At 63.9% G+C, this 20,811-nt stretch carries 21 protein-coding genes and 1 tRNA gene; 16 read left to right on the top strand and 6 right to left on the bottom strand.

Features of this window, described 5'->3' with window-relative positions; translation table 11 throughout:
- Positions 1 to 197: 197 nt before the first annotated feature.
- The 4 genes from ACZIRK_RS42020 to ACZIRK_RS42035 all read right to left on the bottom strand — a co-directional run bounded on the left by ACZIRK_RS42020 (position 198) and on the right by ACZIRK_RS42035 (position 3,581).
- Positions 198 to 410, bottom strand: coding sequence for a DUF3126 family protein (locus ACZIRK_RS42020; RefSeq protein ID WP_027583509.1), 213 nt, complete (start codon positions 408 to 410; stop codon positions 198 to 200).
- Positions 411 to 540: 130 nt separating this feature from the next.
- Positions 541 to 1,368, bottom strand: coding sequence for a serine O-acetyltransferase (gene cysE / locus ACZIRK_RS42025; RefSeq protein ID WP_028166277.1), 828 nt, complete (start codon positions 1,366 to 1,368; stop codon positions 541 to 543).
- 251 nt (positions 1,369 to 1,619) lie between these two features.
- The gene (locus ACZIRK_RS42030) at positions 1,620 to 2,372 is read right to left on the bottom strand and encodes an alpha/beta fold hydrolase (RefSeq protein ID WP_456645557.1); all 753 of its coding nucleotides are present in this window, start codon (positions 2,370 to 2,372) and stop codon (positions 1,620 to 1,622) included.
- A 60-nt stretch (positions 2,373 to 2,432) separates the two neighbouring features.
- Positions 2,433 to 3,581 (bottom strand): hypothetical protein, encoded by a 1,149-nt coding sequence (locus ACZIRK_RS42035; protein ID WP_474419540.1) that lies wholly within the window; start codon positions 3,579 to 3,581, stop codon positions 2,433 to 2,435.
- Between the two features lie 235 nt (positions 3,582 to 3,816).
- Here ACZIRK_RS42035 and ACZIRK_RS42040 point away from each other — a divergent pair, with 235 nt between their 5' ends.
- Together ACZIRK_RS42040 and ACZIRK_RS42045 are read left to right on the top strand one after the other, a co-directional pair.
- Positions 3,817 to 4,062 carry a zinc-finger domain-containing protein gene (locus ACZIRK_RS42040; protein ID WP_021077734.1) on the top strand — a complete coding sequence of 82 codons (246 nt, stop codon included), beginning with the start codon at positions 3,817 to 3,819 and terminating at the stop codon, positions 4,060 to 4,062.
- 21 nt (positions 4,063 to 4,083) lie between these two features.
- Positions 4,084 to 5,283, top strand: coding sequence for an FAD-dependent monooxygenase (locus ACZIRK_RS42045; protein ID WP_474419542.1), 1,200 nt, complete (start codon positions 4,084 to 4,086; stop codon positions 5,281 to 5,283).
- A 9-nt stretch (positions 5,284 to 5,292) separates the two neighbouring features.
- On the opposite strand, the gene ACZIRK_RS42050 is transcribed toward ACZIRK_RS42045, so the two are convergent.
- On the bottom strand, positions 5,293 to 5,700 hold the full coding sequence (locus ACZIRK_RS42050) for a twin-arginine translocation pathway signal (protein WP_474419543.1): 408 nt from the start codon (positions 5,698 to 5,700) through the stop codon (positions 5,293 to 5,295).
- Between the two features lie 208 nt (positions 5,701 to 5,908).
- Between ACZIRK_RS42050 and ACZIRK_RS42055 the strand changes: the two genes are divergently transcribed.
- The 4 genes from ACZIRK_RS42055 to ACZIRK_RS42070 all read left to right on the top strand — a co-directional run bounded on the left by ACZIRK_RS42055 (position 5,909) and on the right by ACZIRK_RS42070 (position 7,126).
- A tRNA-Leu gene (locus ACZIRK_RS42055) sits at positions 5,909 to 5,995 on the top strand.
- Positions 5,996 to 6,109: 114 nt separating this feature from the next.
- A complete protein-coding gene (locus ACZIRK_RS42060; protein ID WP_080663895.1) occupies positions 6,110 to 6,370 on the top strand; it encodes a DUF3551 domain-containing protein in 261 nt (86 codons plus the stop codon).
- A 333-nt stretch (positions 6,371 to 6,703) separates the two neighbouring features.
- A complete protein-coding gene (locus ACZIRK_RS42065) occupies positions 6,704 to 6,877 on the top strand; it encodes a hypothetical protein (RefSeq protein WP_165435527.1) in 174 nt (57 codons plus the stop codon).
- Positions 6,878 to 6,970: 93 nt separating this feature from the next.
- Positions 6,971 to 7,126 carry a hypothetical protein gene (locus ACZIRK_RS42070; protein WP_474419545.1) on the top strand — a complete coding sequence of 52 codons (156 nt, stop codon included), beginning with the start codon at positions 6,971 to 6,973 and terminating at the stop codon, positions 7,124 to 7,126.
- Between the two features lie 79 nt (positions 7,127 to 7,205).
- Here ACZIRK_RS42070 and ACZIRK_RS42075 read toward each other — a convergent pair whose 3' ends face one another.
- Complete coding sequence (locus ACZIRK_RS42075) at positions 7,206 to 8,810, bottom strand: ABC transporter substrate-binding protein (protein WP_474419546.1); 1,605 nt, start codon at positions 8,808 to 8,810, stop codon at positions 7,206 to 7,208.
- A 267-nt stretch (positions 8,811 to 9,077) separates the two neighbouring features.
- Between ACZIRK_RS42075 and ACZIRK_RS42080 the strand changes: the two genes are divergently transcribed.
- The 10 genes from ACZIRK_RS42080 to ACZIRK_RS42125 all read left to right on the top strand — a co-directional run bounded on the left by ACZIRK_RS42080 (position 9,078) and on the right by ACZIRK_RS42125 (position 20,659).
- Positions 9,078 to 10,208 carry a M20/M25/M40 family metallo-hydrolase gene (locus ACZIRK_RS42080; protein WP_474419548.1) on the top strand — a complete coding sequence of 377 codons (1,131 nt, stop codon included), beginning with the start codon at positions 9,078 to 9,080 and terminating at the stop codon, positions 10,206 to 10,208.
- Positions 10,209 to 10,425: 217 nt separating this feature from the next.
- A complete protein-coding gene (locus ACZIRK_RS42085; protein ID WP_474419550.1) occupies positions 10,426 to 11,367 on the top strand; it encodes an ABC transporter permease in 942 nt (313 codons plus the stop codon).
- Positions 11,367 to 12,257, top strand: a complete 891-nt coding sequence (locus tag ACZIRK_RS42090) for an ABC transporter permease (protein ID WP_130229428.1) — start codon at positions 11,367 to 11,369, stop codon at positions 12,255 to 12,257. Before ACZIRK_RS42085 ends, ACZIRK_RS42090 begins: the two co-directional genes overlap by 1 nt.
- Positions 12,258 to 12,388: 131 nt before the next feature.
- Positions 12,389 to 14,029 (top strand): ABC transporter ATP-binding protein, encoded by a 1,641-nt coding sequence (locus ACZIRK_RS42095; protein WP_474419551.1) that lies wholly within the window; start codon positions 12,389 to 12,391, stop codon positions 14,027 to 14,029.
- Positions 14,030 to 14,276: 247 nt separating this feature from the next.
- Positions 14,277 to 15,800: a M81 family metallopeptidase gene (locus ACZIRK_RS42100; protein WP_474419553.1), complete on the top strand. Its 1,524-nt coding sequence runs from the start codon at positions 14,277 to 14,279 to the stop codon at positions 15,798 to 15,800.
- 7 nt (positions 15,801 to 15,807) lie between these two features.
- On the top strand, positions 15,808 to 16,980 hold the full coding sequence (locus ACZIRK_RS42105; RefSeq protein ID WP_474419554.1) for a M20 aminoacylase family protein: 1,173 nt from the start codon (positions 15,808 to 15,810) through the stop codon (positions 16,978 to 16,980).
- On the top strand, positions 16,973 to 18,394 hold the full coding sequence (locus ACZIRK_RS42110) for an amidase (protein WP_474419555.1): 1,422 nt from the start codon (positions 16,973 to 16,975) through the stop codon (positions 18,392 to 18,394). The genes ACZIRK_RS42105 and ACZIRK_RS42110 overlap by 8 nt, the downstream gene beginning before the upstream one ends.
- Before the next feature lie 149 nt (positions 18,395 to 18,543).
- Positions 18,544 to 19,434 (top strand): crotonase/enoyl-CoA hydratase family protein, encoded by an 891-nt coding sequence (locus ACZIRK_RS42115; protein WP_456645567.1) that lies wholly within the window; start codon positions 18,544 to 18,546, stop codon positions 19,432 to 19,434.
- Positions 19,431 to 20,105, top strand: coding sequence for an esterase/lipase family protein (locus ACZIRK_RS42120; RefSeq protein WP_474419557.1), 675 nt, complete (start codon positions 19,431 to 19,433; stop codon positions 20,103 to 20,105). The genes ACZIRK_RS42115 and ACZIRK_RS42120 overlap by 4 nt, the downstream gene beginning before the upstream one ends.
- A 134-nt stretch (positions 20,106 to 20,239) precedes the next feature.
- Positions 20,240 to 20,659 carry a hypothetical protein gene (locus ACZIRK_RS42125; protein ID WP_130229421.1) on the top strand — a complete coding sequence of 140 codons (420 nt, stop codon included), beginning with the start codon at positions 20,240 to 20,242 and terminating at the stop codon, positions 20,657 to 20,659.
- Positions 20,660 to 20,811 lie beyond the last annotated feature (152 nt).

Raw genomic sequence — 20,811 nt, forward strand, 5'->3', positions numbered from 1 at the left:
CCATCAGGTGGCGGTCTTGCACCGACCCCGTACAGAAGCGAGACCCCGGCGAGCGGATGACGCAAAAAGGGATTGACTGAGCAAGGCCCGTTACAGAAGGGTGGGCAAAGCGAAGCGTGCCCACCTTTCTTGCGTGGCCCGTGGATGGTGGGCACGCTGCGCTTTGCCCGCCCTACGGACTACAGGCCGGCGCAGGCCTACTCAGCCAGATCCTCTTCGAGGATCGCCATCTGGAATTGGAACGAGCGATCGTCGTCTTCATCGTCGACGAAGAGGACGCCGACGAACTCCTCGCCGATATAGACTTCGGCGGAGTCGTCTTTCTTGGGCCGCGGCACGACGCGGATCTTCGGATTACCGAAGACGCGTTTGAGATATGCGTCAAGTTTCCTGACTTCCTGAACGTCCACGGGCGGTCTCCAATCGGATCGATGATTTGGGACGGAGTTTTAGGACGGGACGGCGGCAATCGCCAGAGCCTTTTCGGCTCTGGCACAATCTAATATTTGCAATCGAAACGATCGCGAAACACGAGTGAAATCAAAGCCCGATCGCGTTGAGCATCTGGTCCATGGTGCGCGACGGCTCGGCGCAGCCGGCCTCCCCCACGATCTTCGCCGGTACGCCCGCGACCGTGACGTTGTGCGGTACCGGCTTGACGACGACAGAGCCCGCGGCGATGCGCGCGCAATGACCAACCTCGATATTGCCGAGGATCTTGGCGCCGGCGCCGATCATCACGCCATGGCGAATCTTCGGATGGCGATCCTCGTTCTCCTTGCCGGTGCCGCCGAGGGTGACGCCATGCAGGATCGAAACGTCATCGTCGATCACGGCGGTCTCGCCGCAGACAAAACCGGTAGCGTGGTCGAGGAAGATACCGCGGCCAATCTTGGCGGCTGGATTGATGTCGGTCTGGAAGACTTCCGACGAGCGGCTCTGCAGATAAGAAGCAAAATCCTTGCGGCCCTTCAGATGGAGCCAGTGTGCGAGCCGATGCGTCTGCAGCGCATGGAAGCCCTTGAAGTAGAGCAAGGGGTCGATGAAGCGCGAGGTCGCGGGATCGCGGTCGTAGACGGCGACGAGATCGGCGCGGAAGGCGTTGCCGATATCGGGCTCATCACGCAACGCCTCGTCATAGGTCTGGCGGATCAGATCGCCCGACAGCGCCGAATGGTCGAGCCGCTCGGCCAGCCGATGCACGATCGAATCTTCCAGGCGCTCGTGATGCAGCACCGCGGAATAGATGAAGGTGGCAAGCTCCGGCTCGCGGCGAACGATCTCCTCGGCCTCGCTCCTGATCCGGTCCCAGATCGGATCGAGCGCGGCGAGCTTGCCGCCTTGCGGATTGACCTGATGCACTGCCATGGCTGGCCTCGCGTGATCTTTGCAGAGCATGATCTTCTTGGAGAACCGGTCCCCACTTTTCCGGATCATGCCCCAGTTTCGGTGTGCGCTATAGCACGGTTGAGCGACGCTTGTCCCGGTGCGGTTCGGCAAAGGATAAGCCTCGCTTAACCGCTATGCGGAGGCGTCACATCCAATTGGTCGGCATTTGCCGGAAATCAAGCAGCCTTAAGTTCGATTTCCGTAGAAGAACATTCTCCTGGCGTAGAAGATCATTCTCTTTGCGACAGGAAGTCGATCACGCCGGTCTTGTAGACCTTGTCGCCCACCGCCCGCATGTGATCGCGGTTCGGGATCGCAAGCACTTGCGACTGCGGGATAACGCGGCCGAGCGCTTCGGCCGAGCCCGCGATCTCGTCATTGCTGCCGACCGCGATCAGGACGGGCACGTCGATGTCGGCGGCCTCCTGCCGTGTCATCAGCCGCCTCGAGCCGCGCAGGCAGGCGGCGAGCGCAGAGCGGTCGGAGCGGGTCTGATCGGCAAAGGCACGGAAGGTGCGACCGACCGGATCGGTGACATCCTCCAGCGAGGGCGCCTCCAGCGCGACAGCGACATTCTCCCCGGGACCGCCGCCCTCGATCAGGCCGATGCCGATGCCGCCGAGAATTGCCGAGCGCAACCGCTGCGGCTCGTTGTGCGCCAGTACCGCCGTCATCCGCGAGCCCAGCGAATAACCCATGATATCCGCGCGCGGGATGCCGAGATGATCCATCAGCGCGATCACGTCGCTTGCCATGACGGCGATGTCGTACTCTGCGGGATCGTAGAGCTTGGCGGACTCGCCGTGGCCGCGATTGTCGAGCGCGATCACGCGGCGGCCATCCTTGCGCAGTTCCGAGACCCAGCCGGGATAGACCCAGTTCACGTTCTTGCTCGAGGCAAAGCCGTGCACGAGGAAAATCGGATCGCCCTCGCCTTCGTCGAGATAGGCGATCTCAACAGCGCCGTGATGAAAACTCGGCATCGCGCCTTCCGTTGTTTGAGGGATTTTCTTGGATTGACGACCGGCGAACGATCGCAGAGCTTAGCGGCAGGCGGTAGCGCCCGCCACCGCAGCCTCGGATGGCGCTTGTGCCATCGCGAGTTGTTTCCGCAAGCGCCGCGCCTTGCTCCGGCGCAGCCATGCCAGCGTCAGGCGTTCGGTGGTTGCCTTGATTGAGGACAGGAAGCCGAACAGCGTCAGCAGCGCGCCGAACAGCCACATAGTGAGGTTGAAGGCGCCGGCGGCAAGCAGCAGCGCGCCGCGGCCGAACAGTTTCAGGATCGCGCCGGTCTGGCTGCCCTTCGCTTCCGCGAGCCGCGCGGCGCGCGCGATATCCTTCGGTCCCTCCGCGATCTTGAGCGTCTCCAGCGCGCCGCGGGTGCCGGCTTTTTCGCCGATGCGCCCGACATCCTTAGCAAGGCGAACCAGAGCCCCGGCCTTTTCCACGCGGAACGCCGCCTTGATCGCGGTCATGGTCTGGCCCGGACGGAGCGCCGAAGCCGAGGCCACCGCCTCCTGCAGCATCGGCGCATCCACGACCTGGCGCGCCGAGCGGCCGGCCCAAGCCGAGAGCCCCTCGCTGATCCGGCCGACCTTGCGCGCATCCTTCACCAGCGACAGCCCGGCGCGCACCGGCGCGACACCGCCGACGGAAACATAGGTCGCAGCCGTCACTGCAAGGCCGGCGGCGGCGAGGCCAAGAATGAGATGATCGGTCTCCTCGCCCATCGCCAGATGCTTGCCTTCGCGCACGACATCCCTGACATCGCCGAAAACAAAAAGATCACCCGCGACCGTGCCGGACAGGCTGGCGAGATCGTCCGCGGTGCCGGTGACGAGACCCGTGGCAAAGCGCTTGGCGACATGCGAGGTCGAGCTCGCTTCCGCAACCGCATCGTTCACGCGCGTGGTCAGTCCATCGCTGATTGCGACATTCTTCTCACGCGCGAGTTCGAGAAAGCTGTTGGCGAGATCGGCGTCATCAGCAGCCAGCGCCTGTTCGATATTCTGCTCGATCAGGCGCTCGTCATTCCGTAAAGCAGAACTGATCTGCAGGTCGGCCAATTGCGCCGGCTCGTCCTGTGCGGCCAGCATGGCATACGCGTCGCTGGCATACGGCCACAGGGCGACGCCGGCGGCGATGCTCACCAGCATCCCTGCCACCCCTATACTGACCCGCGCTCGCTTCATTCGATAAAACCCAGGGTTTTGCTCAACTTGGAAATAGTGTGCCGTTTTTAAGACACAACAGCCCCGACGAAAGAAGGGCTTCTCTCCGACGACAAGATTGTGTCGAATTTGCATGAGCAAATGGATGGTCGGGGCTCTAGGAATCAACTCCACCCGCCAGTATGGTGCCGGGCATTTCGCAGTGCCGCATCGCGTTAATTGCGTCCGTCCGTTATTGCCATCCCAAGGTGAAGATATGTCCGACCACGTCGTCCCGCACTTCCATAACGATGCCGGAGTCTCGGTGATCGAGATCGGCTCGCAGGAGTTCATGTGCGTGGGCGCGAACCCGCCGTTCGACCATCCGCATGTGTTCCTCGATCTCGGCAATGACAACGAGATCATCTGCCCCTACTGCTCGACGCTGTATCGCTTCGCGCCCGATCTCGCGGCCGGCGAGGCGCGCCCGCCCGAATGCGTGCTGAAGGACAAAGTCGCCTGACTGCTCATGGCTGATTGATCCGTGGCGATCACGCGCACCGTTGTCGTCGCTGGTGCCGGGATCGGAGGACTGACAGCTTCGCTGGCGCTCGCGGCGAAGGGCTTTCGTGTCGTCATCCTGGAAAAGGCGCCGCGGCTGGAGGAAGTCGGCGCGGGCCTGCAGCTTTCACCCAATGCCAGCAGCGTCCTGGTCGGTCTCGGCCTCGAACCGCGGCTTGCGCCGCGCGCGGTGACGCCGGAAGCGATCAGCGTTCTCAGCGCGCGCGCGGGCGGCGAGATCGCCCGCCTGCCGCTCGGCGAGGCCGCGAGCACGCGCGCCGGCTCACCCTATTGGGTGGTGCATCGCGCCGATTTGCAAGGAGCGCTGCAGGCAGGGGTTGAGGATCATCCCGACATCGAACTCCGCCTGGGCTGGCAGTTCGAGGATGTCGCCGACCACGCCAGAGGACTGACGGTGGCCGCGCGCTGCGGCGGCGCGCGGCAGCATGAGCTGGCGGCGGCGCTGATCGGCGCCGACGGCATCTGGTCGTCCGTGCGCAGCCGCCTGTTCCCGGAACTGCATCCACGGTTTTCCGGGCTGATCGCCTGGCGCGGCACGCTCGATGCGAAGGCGCTGCCGCGCGAATCCGCCTCGCCGCGGGTGCAGCTCTGGATGGGATCGAACGCGCATCTGGTCGCCTATCCGATCGCCGCAGCACGACGGATCAATGTGGTCGCGATCGTGCCGGGAACCTGGAACCGGCCGGGCTGGAGCGAGGCCGGCGATGCGGGCGAGATCAAGAACGCGTTCTCCGCCGATTGGCCCGACAACGCGCGGACGCTGATCGGCGCGGTCGAGGAATGGCGGCGCTGGGCGCTGTTCACGATGCCCGAGGTCAGCGAATGGAGCGCGGGCGCGGTCGCCCTGCTCGGCGACGCCGTGCATGGGATGCTGCCCTTTGCCGCGCAAGGCGCGGGCATGGCGATCGAGGATGCCGCCGTGCTTGCCAATTGCCTCTCTGGCTGTACCGGCGAGGACATCTCCGGCATTCCCGCTGCGCTGAAGCGGTACACCAGGCTGCGCCGCGGGCGCGTCAATCGGGTGGCGCGCACCGCGCAGCGACAGGGACGCATCTATCACCTCACCGGGCCGATGGCGCTGACGCGCGATCTCGTCATCCGGGCGATGGGTCCGGAGCGAATGCTGGCGCGGCAGGACTGGATCTATGATTGGCGGGCGTGATAGCGCGATTCAGCGCGAACGCGCGCCTCGGGCGGGCGCCGGTGGCACGATCGGCGCCGGCGCCGCCACGATCGTCTCATGGCATCTGTTGCGTCGCCAGTTTTCCTCGGCGAGCTTCTGCTGCGCGCGCACCGCCACGTAATCGTTGCGGTAGGCCACCTCCGCCACCACGGCGCCGCCGACCCCGGTCTCCGCCTTCGACATCAGCCCCTGCAACTCCGCCGCGCGCGACGTCAGCGCCGCGCGCTCCGTCTCGAGTTGCTTGCAGTCGTAAAGATCGTATTTCGCGGGATCGACGAAGGCCGGGCTGAGCGTCTCGCCCATCTGGGCGCAGCCGCAAAGCAGGCCGCCAAGCGCAAGCAGCGCGGCGGTCACGGCCGCGCGCGGCGGCAGGTGGAGGAAGGTGCGGACGGACATGGCGCCTTGATAAACGGTTAAGTGTTGAGATTGGCTAAAGCAGCGGGAAATGTCCGGATTGAGGCTGGGCGGCCACCGCGCAGCGCGATACGCAAGACGTGGCGTCGTCGCGTTACGCGTTAAACTGTTGAAATAACGTGTATTCGGCAACAATTATCCTGTTTCCACTTCGTCACCAAACGCGCTAGATATCCTTCTCCCGACGAACGCGGACGTGGCGGAATTGGTAGACGCAAGGGACTTAAAATCCCTCGATGGCAACGTCGTGTGGGTTCGAGTCCCACCGCCCGCACCAATCGAATCAGACGAATCTCGCTTTGGCTACGACGACGACACGACCAGAGCCGGCAAGTCAGCCGGCACATGGCGGTCTGGACCGAGACCATAACCTACCAGGAACGAGGATATCATGATGCGCATTCTGGCTTTGGCTATCCTGGCAGTCGTTATGCTCGGCAAGACAACGCCAGCCCAGGCCCAGACTTACGATCCGAACTATCCGGTCTGCCTGCAGATCTACCAGGGCATGGTGGATTACTACTTCGAATGTCGCTACACCTCGATACCCCAGTGTCAGGCATCAGCCTCCGGCCGGGCGGCTCAGTGCGTGGTCAATCCTTACTATGCCAAGCCCATTCCGCGCAAAAAGCGGCGGACGAGCAGGTCGTAGAGATGAACGTGCGTGCGGTCGCTTGAGCCAGATTTTTTTGAGCGCGCCTTGAGACCATGATGCATCCGATCGCATCACTGCACGCCACTCTCACGAGATCGTCCGAAACAACTCGACGCAAAGCGTAAATCAGCACCGTTTGATTGCTGGCGAGAGCACGAGAACGTTCGAGTTGCGGTGAGGCAACAGCATGCTCGCGCGCGCTCACTCATCACGTTCCCGTCAGGTGTGGCTGGGATCACATCAACGCCTGCCACAGAAACCTAGTCTTTGCGCGCCGACCGCAATCTTGCGGCTGTCAAATCTCAACGCGTATGGATTGGAGATGTGACGATGGCAAGTTCGGAGCAGGATCGGCTTGCGGAGAAGACAGCCTGGATCGGCCGCGTAGCGATCATCATTGGTGTTCTGTTCTTATCGCGGCTGTTTCTCGTCGCGTTGTACGCCGCCGCGATGTCGCCAGGCACGGCACTCGGCGATTTCGCGACAATGACTGTGTTCCCGTAAATTCGGACATTAGAGACCGTCGCCGGGCGCGCAGCGGGTGCGGAACATTCTCTCGCCGAAAATGTTGTGATGCAGCATTGGAGTGCGATTGACATGGCGAAAGACTATCCAGGGAAACAACGGGCGGCGGAACAGCATCCGGAACCGCAAGAGCAGAAGCAAGAGACGCGCAGGCCGGCTTCGCTGCCGGAACCCGCTCCGCCGCTTCTGAACGAAGGGTTGGAACGCGTGCGCGAGAGTCACTGCTGAGCGCGGACGAAACTCGCTCGCTCAATGAAAATGGCCGGGCTGAGCCCGGCCATTTTGCTTCATTATTCGATGAAGCGCCCTACTCGCTCTTGTCGATGTTCCAGAAGATCGGCGTCGCCGGGCCGTCGAGCACGCCGGTGAGCGATTTGCGCCAGCCGCTCGGGAGAGAATACTGGCCGAGCGGGATATACATCACCTGGTCGTAGGCCTGCTTCTGGATCTCGGCGGCGATCTTCTTCTGCTCATCCGGCGAGGAGGAACGGGCAAACTTGTCGCGGAGCTCCTCGATCTTGGCGTCCTCAGCCCAGCCGAACCAACCGCCGTTCTTGCCGCGGCCGGTAAGGGAGGCGTTGACGATGGGATTGGCAACGTCGGCAGCGACCCAATTGGTGAAGAACATATTCCAGCCGCCCTCCTTCGGCGGCTTCTGGCTGGCGCGACGGGTCACCACGGTCTGCCAGTCAGTGGCCTGCAGGTCGACCTTGAACCCGGCATCGCGCAGCAACTGAGCGGCGACGATCGGTTGCGCCTTCAGCGTGATCACGTCGCCGGGCGCCATGATCACGACGGGCGTGCCGTCATAGCCGGACTCGGCCAGCGCCTTCTTGGCTTCGGCCATGCCGTTGCCCTTCACCAGAGTCTCAGCACCGACGTCGGTCTCGAGTGGCGTTCCGCAACCAAAGAAGGCGCCGCAGATCGTCTGGTACTTTGCATTGCCGACCAACGCATCGAGCACGTCCTTCTGGTTCATCGCCAGGAAGGCGGCGCGCCGCACCTTCACGTTATCGAACGGTGGATAAAGGAAGTTCATGCGCCCCAGCGTCTGGAAGCCGAACTTATTGAGGACCTCGATCTTGAGATCCTTGTTCGGCTCAAGCACCGGCAGCATATCGAGCGGCAAAAATTCCATGAAATCTATATCACCCGACTGCAGCGCATTCACCGCGGTCTGCGCGTCAGGCATGGTGATCCATTCGACGCGATCAACCTTCACGACCTTGCCGCCGGAGGTCCAGTTCGCCGGCTCCTTGCGCGGCACATAGTCCTTGAACTTCTCGTAGACCGCCTTCACGCCCGGTTGGAATTCGGCCTGCACGAACTTGAACGGGCCGGAGCCGATCTGCTCGGGGATCGGCTTGTCGGGCGGGGTCTCGGCAAGACGCTTCGGCATCATGAACGGAACGCGTGAGGACGGCTTGCCGATCGAATCCAGCACCAGGCCGTAGGGCTCCTTCAGCTTCAGCGTGATCGTCTTGGCATCGGTCGCGGTGATGCTTTCGGCGAAGTCCATCAGCTTCTGGCCCATGCCGTCGACCTTGCCCCAGCGCTGCAGCGAAGCGACGCAATCTTCGGCCGTCACCGGCGTGCCGTCATGCCACTTCAATCCGTCGCGCAGCGTGAAAGTATAAGTGAGCTTGTCGTCGGAGACCTTCCAGTCCGCCATCTGAGGCTGGATCTTGAAGTTGGAGTCGGTCGCGAGCAGCGTGTCATAGACCATGTAGCCGTGATCGCGGCTGATGTAGGCCGTGGTCATGATCGGATCGATCACGCGCAAGTCCGAATGCATCACCGCGGTGATGGTCTTGCCGGCCGCGAGCGCCTGCGCGCTCAGCGCCACCGAGAGCGCAACGATTGATAACGCTGATGCCAGCGCCCTGCGCTTCCAACTGGACGTTTGGAACATTCGTGTCTCTCCTGACGTGAAACTGGTCAAAGCCGGCTTATTCGTTATGCACTCGGTCCGTTATTTAGGCGGACTAACATGCTGCAAGGGCGGCAAATTTGAGACTTGCACCAAGCGTGTTTTGCGTCAATCGGGTTTTAGTCGAGATCGGATGTACACAAACGAATGGTGCGGCTCCCCGCATTTGACGCTACAACTTCGCCGGCCGATTTCGACGATCGCGATCCGATTGCATTGCGCACCTGCAGCAACGAAGAGAGAGACCTCATGAATCCAGCCAATCTTCCCTTTGACTCCGAAGTGATGCTGCAGGGCCTGCGTAGCTGGGTGGAGTGCGAGAGTCCGACCTGGGACGCGGCGGCTGTCGAGCGCATGCTCGACCTTGCGGCGCGCGAGATGGCGATCATGGGTGCGACGATCGAGCGCATCGCCGGCCGCCAAGGCTTTGCCGGCTGCGTGCGCGCGCGCTTTCCCCATCCGAAGTTCGGCGAGCCCGGCATTTTGATCGCAGGCCATCTCGACACGGTGCATCCGGTCGGCACCATCGAGAAGCTGAAGTGGCGGCGCGAAGGCAACAAATGCTTCGGCCCCGGCATCTTCGACATGAAGGGCGGCAACTACCTGACGCTGGAAGCAATCCGGCAATTGATCCGCGCCTCGTTCACGACCCCCTTGCCGATCACCGTGCTGTTCACGCCGGACGAGGAAGTCGGCACGCCGTCGACGCGCGACATCATCGAGGCCGAAGCCGCGCGCAATAAATATGTGCTGGTGCCGGAGCCGGGCACCGCCGACAACGGCGTTGTCACCGGCCGCTATGCGATCGCCCGCTTCAACCTGGAGGCAACGGGACGGCCGAGCCATGCCGGCGCGACGCTTTCCTCCGGCCGATCGGCGATCCGCGAGATGGCGCGGCAGATCCTCGCGATCGACGGCATGACGACGGAGGACTGCACCTTCTCGGTCGGCATCGTGCATGGCGGCCAATGGGTCAATTGCGTCGCCACCACCTGCACCGGCGAAGCGCTGAGCATGGCCAAGCGCCAAGCCGATCTCGACCGCGGCGTCGAGCGCATGCTGGCGCTGTCGGGCACTTCGAACGACGTCACCTTCACGGTGACGCGCGGCGTCACCCGCCCGGTGTGGGAGCCGGATGCCGGCACCATGGCGCTCTATGAAAGGGCCCGCGCGCTTGCGGAAGGGATGGGCTTGAAGCTACCCCACGGCAGCAAGGGCGGCGGTTCCGACGGCAATTTCACCGGGGCGATGGGCGTGCCCACGCTCGACGGCCTCGGCGTGCGCGGTGCCGATGCACACACGCTCAATGAACATATCGAGGTCGACAGCCTTGCCGAGCGCGGCCGGCTGATGGCAGGGTTATTGGCGACGTTGCAGTGATTGCCCGGACGCTGCAGTCTGCTCGTCATGGCCGGGCTTGACCCGGCCATCCACGTGCCGCTGCCGCGTGAAAAGGCGTGGATGCCCGGGACGAGCCCGGGCATGACGGCAGTGAGTAGGCCGATGGCACGGGAATTGCTGAAATGCTACGCTGGTGACGGAACTCAGGTTAACGGCCGACGTCACTCTTAACTGACCCTAATCTGACGGATCGACATTGCTGGGATATCTGCTTCGCCGAATCCTTGCCGCTATTCCCGTGATGGGCGTGGTGGCGCTGTTCGTGTTCCTCTTGCTGCGGCTGACGCCGGGCGATCCCGCGGCGATCCTCGCCGGCGACAACGCAACGCCCGAGCAGCTCGAGCGCATCCGCACCTCGCTCGGATTGAACGAGCCGATCTATATCCAGTTCGTGACCTGGGTCGGCAAACTCCTGCACGGCGATCTCGGCGTGTCCCTGATCTCGAACGTGCCGGTGTTGAAGATGATCAGCCAGCGCATCGAGCCCTCGATCTCGATCGCGCTTTCCACCATCGTGCTTTCGATCGTGGTGGCGGTGCCGCTCGGCGTGATCGCGGCCTGGCGGCACGGCACCTGGATCGATCGCTTGGTGATGGGACTGTCCGTGCTCGGCTTCTCCGTGCCGGTGTTCGTAATCGGCTATGTGCTGATCCAGATCTTCGCGATCGATCTGCGCTGGGTTCCGGTGCAGGGCTTCAAGAGCATCACCGCCGGCTTCGGCCCGTTCTTCCAGCGCATTATCCTGCCGACCTGTGCTTTGTCCTTCATCTATGTCGCGCTGATCGCACGCATGACGCGCGCCTCGATGCTTGATGTGATGGGTGAGGATTACATCCGCACCGCACGCGCCAAAGGCATCGGCGAGATGGGCGTGCTGCTGCGGCACGGGCTGCGTAACGCGGCAGTGCCTGTCATCACCGTGATCGGCAGCGGCTTTGCACTTCTGATCTCCGGCGTCGTCGTCACCGAGAGCGTGTTCAATCTGCCCGGCATCGGCCGCCTCACCGTCGATGCGGTGCTGGCGCGCGACTATCCGGTGATCCAGGCCATGATCCTGCTGACGTCGGGCATCTATGTCGGCGTCAACCTCTTGATCGACCTCGCCTATACCCTGCTTGATCCAAGGATCCGCTACTGATGGCGATCGATACCCTCCCCGAGTCGTCGCTTCCGATCACGACGCCGCTGCGGCCACGATTTGGATTCCTCACTTCGACGCCGATCATGACGGTGGCGACGATCTGCCTGTCGCTGATCATCTTGATGGCGATCTTCGCGCCATGGCTTGCGCCGCATGACCCGGTGCAGCTCGCACCGGCACTGCGACTGAAGCCGGCCAGCGCCGAGTTCCCGCTCGGTACCGACGCCTTTGGCCGCGATCTGTTGTCACGGATCATCTATGGGGGCCGGATCTCGCTTCTGATCGGGCTCGGTGCCGCCGTGTTCTCGATCAGCATCGGGCTCGTGATCGGTCTCGTCTCCGGCTTCTTCAAATGGGTCGACGCGGTGATGATGCGGATCATGGACGGCCTGATGGCGATCCCGAGCATCCTGCTCGCGATCGCCGTGGTCTCGCTGTCGGGCGCCAGCATCTGGACCGTGCTGGTGGCGATCACCATTCCCGAGGTGCCGCGGGTGGCGCGATTGGTGCGCTCGGTGGTGCTCACCGCACGCGAGGAGCCCTATGTGGAAGCCGCGATCTCGCTCGGCTCTAGCCTGCCGAAGATCATGTGGCGGCACCTGATGCCGAACACGATCGCGCCGCTGATCGTGCAGGGCACTTATGTCTGCGCCTCCGCCGTGCTGACCGAAGCGATTCTGTCGTTCCTCGGCGCCGGCATCTCGCCGGAAACGCCAACCTGGGGCAACATCATGGCCGAGGGACGCGCGTACTTTCAGATCAAGCCGTCCCTGATCTTCTGGCCCGGCCTCTTGCTATCGATCGCGATCCTCTCCGTGAACCTGATCGGCGACGCCGCACGCGATGCGCTCGATCCGCGCATGAAGCAGCGGGGGAGCGGGAAGTGATGAAGCCATTCACTCCGTCATTCCGGGGCGCGCGAAGCGTGAACCCGGAATCCATTCTCCGCTTGCACTTGTGGCCCGATGGATTCCGCGCTCGCGCTTCGCGCGCCCCGGAATGACGAGAGAGTAACTGAATGACCGACATCGTCCTCGACACCGACAATCTCGTCGTCGCCCTCGGCAATAAGCCGGGCGCAAGCCGCATCATCGACGGCATCTCGCTTCAGGTACGCGAGCGCGAGACGCTGTGCCTGGTCGGCGAGAGCGGCTCCGGCAAATCGGTGACCTCGCTCACGGTGATGGGCCTGTTGCAGAAGGGCTCGCTGATCCCGACCGGCGGCAGCGTCAAGCTGGTGGGCGAGGAATTGCTCACTGCAAGCGACCGCCGCTTAAGGCAATTGCGCGCCACAAGGATGGCGATGATCTTCCAGGAGCCGATGACGGCGCTCAACCCGGTGGTTCCGGTCGGCCGCCAGATCGACGAAGTCCTGCGCGTGCACACCAATCTCGATGCCCGCGCGCGGCGGCAGAAGATCCTTGCGATGATGGAGCAGGTGCGGCTGCCCGACGTGGAGCGCATCTTCGCCTCCTACCCGCACCGGCTCTCCGGCGGACAGCGCCAGCGCATCATGATCGCGATGGCGCTGGTGCTGGAGCCGAAGCTCCTGATCGCGGACGAGCCGACCACCGCGCTCGATGTCACCACGCAGAAGCAGATCCTCACGCTGATCCGCGACCTGCAGCGCGACCATGGCACCGCGGTGCTCTTCATCACCCACGACATGGGCGTGGTTGCGGAGATCGCCGACCGCGTCGCGGTGATGCGTCACGGCCGGCTGGTCGAGAGCGGGCCGCTGGACGGCATCCTGCGCAATCCGTCGATGGAATATACCCGCAACCTGCTGGCTTCGGTGCCAAGCCTGGTGCCGCGGTCACCGCGCGAGGAGACCAGGGAACCGGTGGTGCTGGAGGCCAACGAGCTCTGCAAGATCTATCGCGAGCGTTCTTTCCTCGGCAAAATCCGCGAGGTCGCGGCCGCCAAGGACGTCACGCTGACGCTGCGCAAGGGCCGCACCCTCGGCATCGTCGGCGAGAGCGGCTCGGGCAAATCGACGGTGGCGCGCTGCATCGTGCGCCTGATCGACCCGACCTCCGGTGGCGTGCGGCTGGTCGGCCGCGAAATCTCCGAGCTGTCGCGGCGGCTGTTGCAGCCGCACCGCAAGAAAATCCAGATCATCTTCCAGGATCCCTATCGCTCGCTCAACCCGCGCGTCAGTGTCGGCGAGTCGATCGCGGAAGGCCCGATCAACTACGGCATGCCGCACAAGGAGGCGCTGAACAAAGCGCGCGAACTGCTCGAGCTGGTGCACCTGCCGGCGGACGCGATCTCGCGCTATCCGCACCAGTTCTCCGGCGGCCAGCGCCAGCGCATTGCGATTGCGCGCGCGCTCGCGCTCGACCCTGAGGTGCTGGTGGCAGACGAGGCGGTGTCCGCGCTCGACGTCTCCGTGCAGGCGCAGGTACTGGATCTCCTGGATGAGATCCAGAAGCGGCTCGGCATCGGGCTGCTGTTCATCACCCACGATTTGCGCGTTGCGGCGCAAATCTGCGACGATGTCGTTGTGATGCAGCATGGCCGCGTCGTCGAACAGGGGCCGGCGGCGGAAGTGCTCACTCACCCGAAAGAGGCTTACACCAGGGCGCTACTTGATGCCGCACCCGGCCGCGGCTGGGATTTTGCCAATTTCCGGCCGGTGGCTGAGGCCGCGGAGTAGCCGGTCCTCCTCCGTCATTGCGAGGAGCGCAGCGACGAAGCAATCCATGCCTCAACAAGCGGAGAGATGGATTGCTTCGCTCCGCTCGCAATGACGGCGTTCCGGTATCCCAGATTGCCCCCACGCTCCATCCGGGCTACGCGTCTGCATCCGGGCTACGCATCATTCGCAATGCTTCGCGGCTTGCGCTGGCCGCAGCGACACGCTTAACGTCGCGCCCCACGACCTCTTTACGAGACCCTGATCAATGACCCGTATCGCCGTCGGCGGCTTCCTGCACGAGACCAATACCTTCGCGCCGACCAAAGCGACCTATGATGATTTCGTGCATGGCGGCGGCTGGCCATCGATGGCGCACGGCGCCGACGTGTTGAAGGTGATGCGCAAGATCAATGTCGGGCTAGCCGGCTTCGTCGAGGCCGCCGAAGCCAATGGCTGGGAATTGATCCCCACGATCTCCTGCGGCGCCAGCCCGTCCGCCCATGTGACCGAAGATGCGTTCGAGCGTATCGTCAAGAAAATGATCGACGGCATCGCCAGTGCAGGCCCGCTCGATGCTGTCTATCTCGACCTGCACGGCGCGATGGTGACCGAGCATCTCGACGACGGCGAGGGCGAGATATTGGCGCGCGTGCGCAAGGTGATTGGCAACGACCTGCCGCTGGTCGCAAGCCTCGATCTGCACGCCAATGTCACGCCTGAGATGGTCAAGCATGCCGATGCGCTGATCGCCTACCGCACCTACCCTCATGTCGACATGGCCGACACCGGCCGCGCATCCGCAAGACATCTCGCGCTGCTACTGAAGACCAGGCAGCGCTTTGCAAAAGCGTTCCGGCAATTGCCGTTCCTGATCCCGATCAGTTGGCAGTGCACCAATGACCAGCCGACCAGAGGCATCTACGAGAAGCTCGCCGCGATGGAGAGCGATGCGGTGCCGACCCTGTCCTTTGCGCCGGGCTTTCCCGCGGCCGATTTCGAACATTGCGGGCCGAGCGTGTTCGCTTACGGCAGGACACAGGCCGACGCCGATGCCGCCGCCGAGAAGCTTGCCGCACTGATCACCGGCCATGAGGACGACTTCGACGGTCGCATCTATTCGCCCGACGACGGCGTCCGCCATGCGATGGAGTTGGCAAAGACCGCGACCAGGCCGATCATCATCGCCGATACCCAGGACAATCCCGGCGCCGGCGGCGACTCCGACACCACAGGGATGCTGCGCGCATTGGTGCGGAACAAGGCCGCGCGCGCCGCAACCGGCGTGATCTACGACCCCCAATCGGCGAAGGCGGCGCATGTCGCGGGCGTCGGCGCCACCGTAACGCTCGCGCTCGGCGGCAAGTCGGGCATCCCGGGCGATGCGCCCTACAAGGAAACCTTCCTCGTCGAGCAGCTCTCGGATGGAAAGTTCGTGGCGCCCGGTCCCTATTATGGCGGCCGCGACATGGACATGGGACCATCGGCGTGCCTGCGCATCGGCGATGTCAGGGTGGTCGTCAGCTCGCACAAGGCGCAGCTCGCCGACCAGGCGATGTACCGCTATGTCGGTATCGAGCCGACCAAGCAGGCGGTCCTGGTCAACAAGAGCTCGGTGCATTTCCGCGCCGATTTCGAGCCGATCGCCGAGAAGCTCTTGATCTGCGCCGCACCTGGCGCGATGCCGGCTGACACCGCCTCGCTGCCGTGGACCAAATTGCGGCCGGGAATCCGTATCAAGCCGAACGGGCCCGCCTTTGCGCCTGTCAACACATCACGTTCAACCGGATAAGGACCAAATGCCCACCATCGAACGCATCGAAGGCTTTGCCGACGAACTCACGGCGATCCGTCGGGATTTCCATGCCCATCCCGAGATCGGCTTTGAGGAGGTCCGCACCTCCGGCATCGTCGCCGAGAAGCTCGCGAGCTGGGGCATCGAGGTGCATCGCGGCCTCGGCGGCACCGGCGTCGTGGGCGTGCTCAAGGGCAAGGGCAATGGCGGCAAGCGCATCGGCCTGCGCGCCGACATGGACGCGCTGCCGATGGAGGAAAACACCAACCTGAAATGGCGCTCGACCATTCCCGGCCGCTTCCACGGCTGCGGCCATGACGGCCACACCACCATGCTGCTCGGCAGTGCGCGCTATCTCGCCGAAACCCGCAATTTCGACGGCACCGTGCATTTCATCTTCCAGCCGGCAGAGGAAGGCCTTGGCGGCGCCCGCGCCATGATCAAGGACGGTCTGTTCGAAAAGTTTCCCTGCGACGAGATCTATGGCCTGCATAATGCGCCAGATCTGGACCACGGCGAGATCGCGGTCCTGCCGGGGCCGGCAATGGCCGGCGCTGATTTCTTCGACATCACCATCCAGGGCTATGGCGCGCATGGCGCAATGCCGGAGCGCTCCAAGGATGCTGTCGTGATCGCGATGACGCTCGGACAGGCGCTGCAGACCATCGTCAGCCGCAACGTCGATCCGTTCCAGGCAGCGGTATTGTCGATCACGCAGATCCACTCAGGCTCGGCGTATAACGTCATTCCCGGCGATGCGAAGCTGTGCGGCACCGTGCGCGCCTTTTCCGACGAGGTGCGCGCGCTGATCCGCGAACGCATGCGGGCGATCTGCGCCGGCATCGCCGCGACATTCCAGGCCGAGATCGCCGTCGACATCCGCGACGGTTTCAGCGTGCTCGTCAACCAAGAAGAACAGTCTCGCGTGGTCGAGCAGGTCGCGCGCACGGTGGTCGATCCGTCGAAGGTGATCACCCGCTCGCAGCCGAAGATGGGCAGCGAGGACTTTGCCGACATGATGATGGCCGTGCCCGGCGCCTATTTCTGGGTCGGCCATGATGGCTCGGTGCCGGTGCACAATCCCGGCTATGTCCTCGACGACAAGATTCTGCCTGTTGGCGCCAGCATGTTCGCACGCATCATCGAGACTCGTTTGCCGGTAGGTGCCCATGCATAAACCAGCCCCCGAAGAAGCCGTCACCTCGCTGCACGACCTTTCCGCCACCGACCTGATCGCGGGCTACCGCGCCAAGCAGTTCTCGCCGCTGGAGGTGCTGGACGAGGTGATCGCGCATGTCGCGCAGTGGGAACCGCACATCAAGGCGCTCTACCTGTACGACCCGGATGGCGCGCGCGCAGTGGCCAAGGCCTCGACCGACCGCTGGCAGGCCGGCGAGCCGATGGGCACGCTCGACGGCGTGCCTGTCACGATCAAGGACAATATCGCCACCAAAGGCCAGCCGGTGCCGCTGGGCGCGGCCAGTGTCAAGCACGTGCCGGCGAAGAAGGATGCGCCTCCTGCGGCGCGCTTGCGCGAAGCGGGCGCGGTGATCTTCGCCAAGACCACGATGCCGGATTACGGCATGCTGTCCTCCGGACTCTCTTCGTTCCATCCCCTCACCCGCAATCCCTGGGACCTCAGCAAGAATCCCGGCGGCTCGAGCGCGGGCGCAGGTGCGGCCGGTGCGGCCGGCTACGGGCCGCTGCATCTCGGCACCGACATCGGCGGCTCGGTGCGGCTGCCGGCATGCTGGTGCGGCCTGGTCGCACTGAAGCCGAGCCTCGGGCGCGTCCCGATCGATCCGCCCTATGTCGGCCGCGTCGCGGGTCCGATGACCCGCACCGTCGACGACGCCGCGCTGATGATGAGCGTGCTGTCGCGCCCCGATCGCCGCGACGGCATGAGCCTGCCGGCGCATGAGATCAACTGGAAGACGCTGGAGAAGTCGCCGCGCAAGATGCGCCTCGGCCTGATGCTCGATCTCGACGTCGGCCAGGCGCTCGAGAAGGAAGTGCGCGACGTCGTGGTGAAGGCGGCGAAAACCTTCGAATCCGCCGGCGCCGTCGTCACCGAGGTCGACGGCTTCTTCACGCGGGAAATGCTCGAGGGTCTCGACAATTTCTGGCGGGCGCGGATGTGGGACGATCTTTCGAAGCTCTCGGCGGAAGAGCGCGCAAAGGTGCTGCCCTATATCTACAAATGGGGCGAGGCCGGCGCAAAACTGTCGGGCGTGGATGTCATCCGCGGCTTCAACCAGACCATGGCGATCCGTGCTGCCGCAGCCAAACTGTTCTGCGATTTCGACTACATCATCTCGCCGGTCTCACCGGTAGTGAACTTCGCGGCCGAGCTCCCCGCCCCGCTCAACGATCCCGACAGGCCGTTCGAGCACATCTGCTATACCGTGCCATGGAATATGTCGGAGAACCCGGCGCTGTCGATCAACGGCGGCTACGACAAGAAGGGTTTCCCGATCGGCGTGCAGATCATCGGCCGCCGCTTCGACGACATCGGCGTGCTCGGCATGGGCAAGGCGTTCGAGGCCCTGCGCGGCCCGCAACGCCCCTGGCCGCAGCCGCCTGAGAAATAATCCGCACACTCCGTCATGGCCGGGCTTGTCCCGGCCATCCACGTCTATACGCTTGCGATGAAGCAAGAACGTGGATGCCCGGGTCAAGCCCGGGCATGACGATGATTTGCGCTGGGACGCAACGAACAGACACAAGGAAGGAAACCACCATGGCGTATGAGACGATCAAATACGAGGTCGCCGAGCAGATCCTCACGATCACGCTGAACCGCCCGGACAAGCTCAACGCCTTCAACGCGACGATGCAGCAGGAACTGATCGACGCCTTCGATGCCGCCGACAAGGACGACGACATCCGCGCCATCATCGTCACCGGCGAAGGCCGTGCCTTCTGCGCCGGCGCCGATCTCTCCTCCGGCGCCAACACCTTTGACCGCGACGCGCGGCGCGGACCGGTGAAGCGGCTGCCGAGCGGCGCGGTCGATTACAGCGATCCCAATGTGCGCGACGGCGGCGGCCAGGTGACGCTGCGCATTTTCAAGAGCCTGAAGCCGGTGATCGCGGCGGTGAACGGGCCTGCGGTCGGCATCGGCGTCACCATGCAGCTTGCAATGGACATCCGCATTGCGAGCGAGGCCGCGCGGTTCGGCTTCGTGTTCTCCCAACGCGGCATCGTGCCGGAGGCGGCCTCGAGCTGGTTCCTGCCGCGCATCGTCGGCATCTCGCAGGCGCTGGAGTGGTGCTACACCGGCCGCGTGTTCCCGGCGCAGGAGGCGCTTGCCGGCCGTCTCGTCAGCAAGGTGGTGCCGCCGGACGAGCTGTTGCCGACCGCCCGCGCGCTGGCCAAGGAGATCGCCGCCAAGACAGCGCCGGTCTCGGTGGCGCTGATCCGCCAGATGATGTGGCGCATGCTCGGCGCCGACGATCCGATGGAAGCGCACAAGGTCGACAGCCGCGGCATCTACGCCCGCGGCCGTTCGGACGACGTCAAGGAAGGCGTGGTCTCGTTCCTGGAAAAGCGCCCCGCGCAATTCAAGGACAAGGTCTCGTCCGACATGCCCGACTATTTCCCGTGGTGGCAGGAACGCGAATATAAGTGAGCACACTTCGGACGACGCCAGCACGGGACGGCGTCGTCCTCCTGCACGGCATCAGCCGGACCGCGCGTTCGTTCCGCAAGATGGAAAGCGCGATCGAGCGCGCCGGATATACAACGCTCAATCTCGACTACGCCAGCCGCCGCAAACCGCTTGAGGCGCTGGCGGAAGACATCCATTCCGCGATCGAAACTTTCGCAGGCCGTCTTGGTGGCCGAGTGCACTTCGTCTGCCATTCCATGGGCGGACTGCTGGCGCGCGGCTATCTCGCCAAACATCGGCCGCACAATCTCGGGCGCGTGATGATGCTGGGGACGCCCAACGGCGGTAGCGAGATCGCGGACCGCTTGAAGAATGTCGTGCTGTATCGCGCCTTCTTTGGCCCGGCCGGGCAGCAGCTTGGCACGCTGCGCGATGTCGCGACCATGGCGCTGTTGCCGCCGATCGACTATCCGGTTGGCATCATCGCCGGGAACCGCTCGATCTACCCGGTCGCCTCTGCCTTCCTGCCGCGACCGCATGACGGACGTGTATCGGTCGCGAACACCAAGCTCGACGGCATGACCGATCATATTGTCGTGCGCACGTCACATCCGTGGCTGGTGCGCAATGACGCGGCGATCGCGCAGACGATTGCGTTCCTGCGGGAGGGGAAATTTACGGCGCATTGGTAAAGTGGGCGTCGATAACGTGCCACCTCGGCTTTTGATCCATGCCGGCCGCGCATGGAGGCGAGCAGCACGTCCACTGCAACGCAAATTCGCAACGCGATATCGTCGCTGCAAATCCAGTCACTGAATCGGTACCGATGCGACTTCGCCTGCGGATGCTTATCCTGGCACCCCTCGTCTTGGCCGGCTGTGCCGAACGGGACGCCGAATGGGCGCGGCGCGGCCGGGAAAGCCTGATCGGACTTAATCAATCGAACATCCGGATGTGCGCGGGGCTGCCGACTGGAACCACCAAGGACGGCACCGGCGAAATCTGGATGTATGAGCATGCCGCCAGTGCGCCCGGTGGCATCGCGCCGCCGGCTCTCACGATCCCACCCGGGCTGAACATCGGCGGCCAGCCCTTGAACGGCTATTGCCGCGTGCAGCTCCGCTTCGTCGGCGGCAAGGTCGCGGAGGTGCAGTACGCCGGGAATACCGACATCGGCGACGCGCGGGATGCCGTCTGCGGCCAGATCGTGCGGACATGTCTCGGCTACGCGCAGGCGGGCAAGTAATACTCGTAGGGTGGGCAAAGCGAAGCGTGCCCACCATTCCAAGCGGAGTGTCGATGGTGGGCACGCTTCGCTATGCCCACCCTACGATTCTACAACGGCAGGCCGACGTAATTCTCCGACAGCGACGTCGATGCCGCCTTGGAGCTGACGAG

Source organism: Bradyrhizobium sp. Leo114, assembly GCF_055229415.2.

Coding starts and splice junctions, on each gene's coding strand:
- cysE (WP_028166277.1), bottom strand. CDS start 1,368: ATGGCAGTGCATCAGGTCAATCCGCAAGGCGGCAAGCTCGCCGCGCTC.
- ACZIRK_RS42030 (WP_456645557.1), bottom strand. CDS start 2,372: ATGCCGAGTTTTCATCACGGCGCTGTTGAGATCGCCTATCTCGACGAA.
- ACZIRK_RS42035 (WP_474419540.1), bottom strand. CDS start 3,581: ATGAAGCGAGCGCGGGTCAGTATAGGGGTGGCAGGGATGCTGGTGAGC.
- ACZIRK_RS42040 (WP_021077734.1), top strand. CDS start 3,817: ATGTCCGACCACGTCGTCCCGCACTTCCATAACGATGCCGGAGTCTCG.
- ACZIRK_RS42050 (WP_474419543.1), bottom strand. CDS start 5,700: ATGTCCGTCCGCACCTTCCTCCACCTGCCGCCGCGCGCGGCCGTGACC.
- ACZIRK_RS42060 (WP_080663895.1), top strand. CDS start 6,110: ATGATGCGCATTCTGGCTTTGGCTATCCTGGCAGTCGTTATGCTCGGC.
- ACZIRK_RS42065 (WP_165435527.1), top strand. CDS start 6,704: ATGGCAAGTTCGGAGCAGGATCGGCTTGCGGAGAAGACAGCCTGGATC.
- ACZIRK_RS42070 (WP_474419545.1), top strand. CDS start 6,971: ATGGCGAAAGACTATCCAGGGAAACAACGGGCGGCGGAACAGCATCCG.
- ACZIRK_RS42075 (WP_474419546.1), bottom strand. CDS start 8,810: ATGTTCCAAACGTCCAGTTGGAAGCGCAGGGCGCTGGCATCAGCGTTA.
- ACZIRK_RS42080 (WP_474419548.1), top strand. CDS start 9,078: ATGAATCCAGCCAATCTTCCCTTTGACTCCGAAGTGATGCTGCAGGGC.
- ACZIRK_RS42090 (WP_130229428.1), top strand. CDS start 11,367: ATGGCGATCGATACCCTCCCCGAGTCGTCGCTTCCGATCACGACGCCG.
- ACZIRK_RS42095 (WP_474419551.1), top strand. CDS start 12,389: ATGACCGACATCGTCCTCGACACCGACAATCTCGTCGTCGCCCTCGGC.
- ACZIRK_RS42100 (WP_474419553.1), top strand. CDS start 14,277: ATGACCCGTATCGCCGTCGGCGGCTTCCTGCACGAGACCAATACCTTC.
- ACZIRK_RS42105 (WP_474419554.1), top strand. CDS start 15,808: ATGCCCACCATCGAACGCATCGAAGGCTTTGCCGACGAACTCACGGCG.
- ACZIRK_RS42110 (WP_474419555.1), top strand. CDS start 16,973: ATGCATAAACCAGCCCCCGAAGAAGCCGTCACCTCGCTGCACGACCTT.
- ACZIRK_RS42115 (WP_456645567.1), top strand. CDS start 18,544: ATGGCGTATGAGACGATCAAATACGAGGTCGCCGAGCAGATCCTCACG.
- ACZIRK_RS42125 (WP_130229421.1), top strand. CDS start 20,240: ATGCGACTTCGCCTGCGGATGCTTATCCTGGCACCCCTCGTCTTGGCC.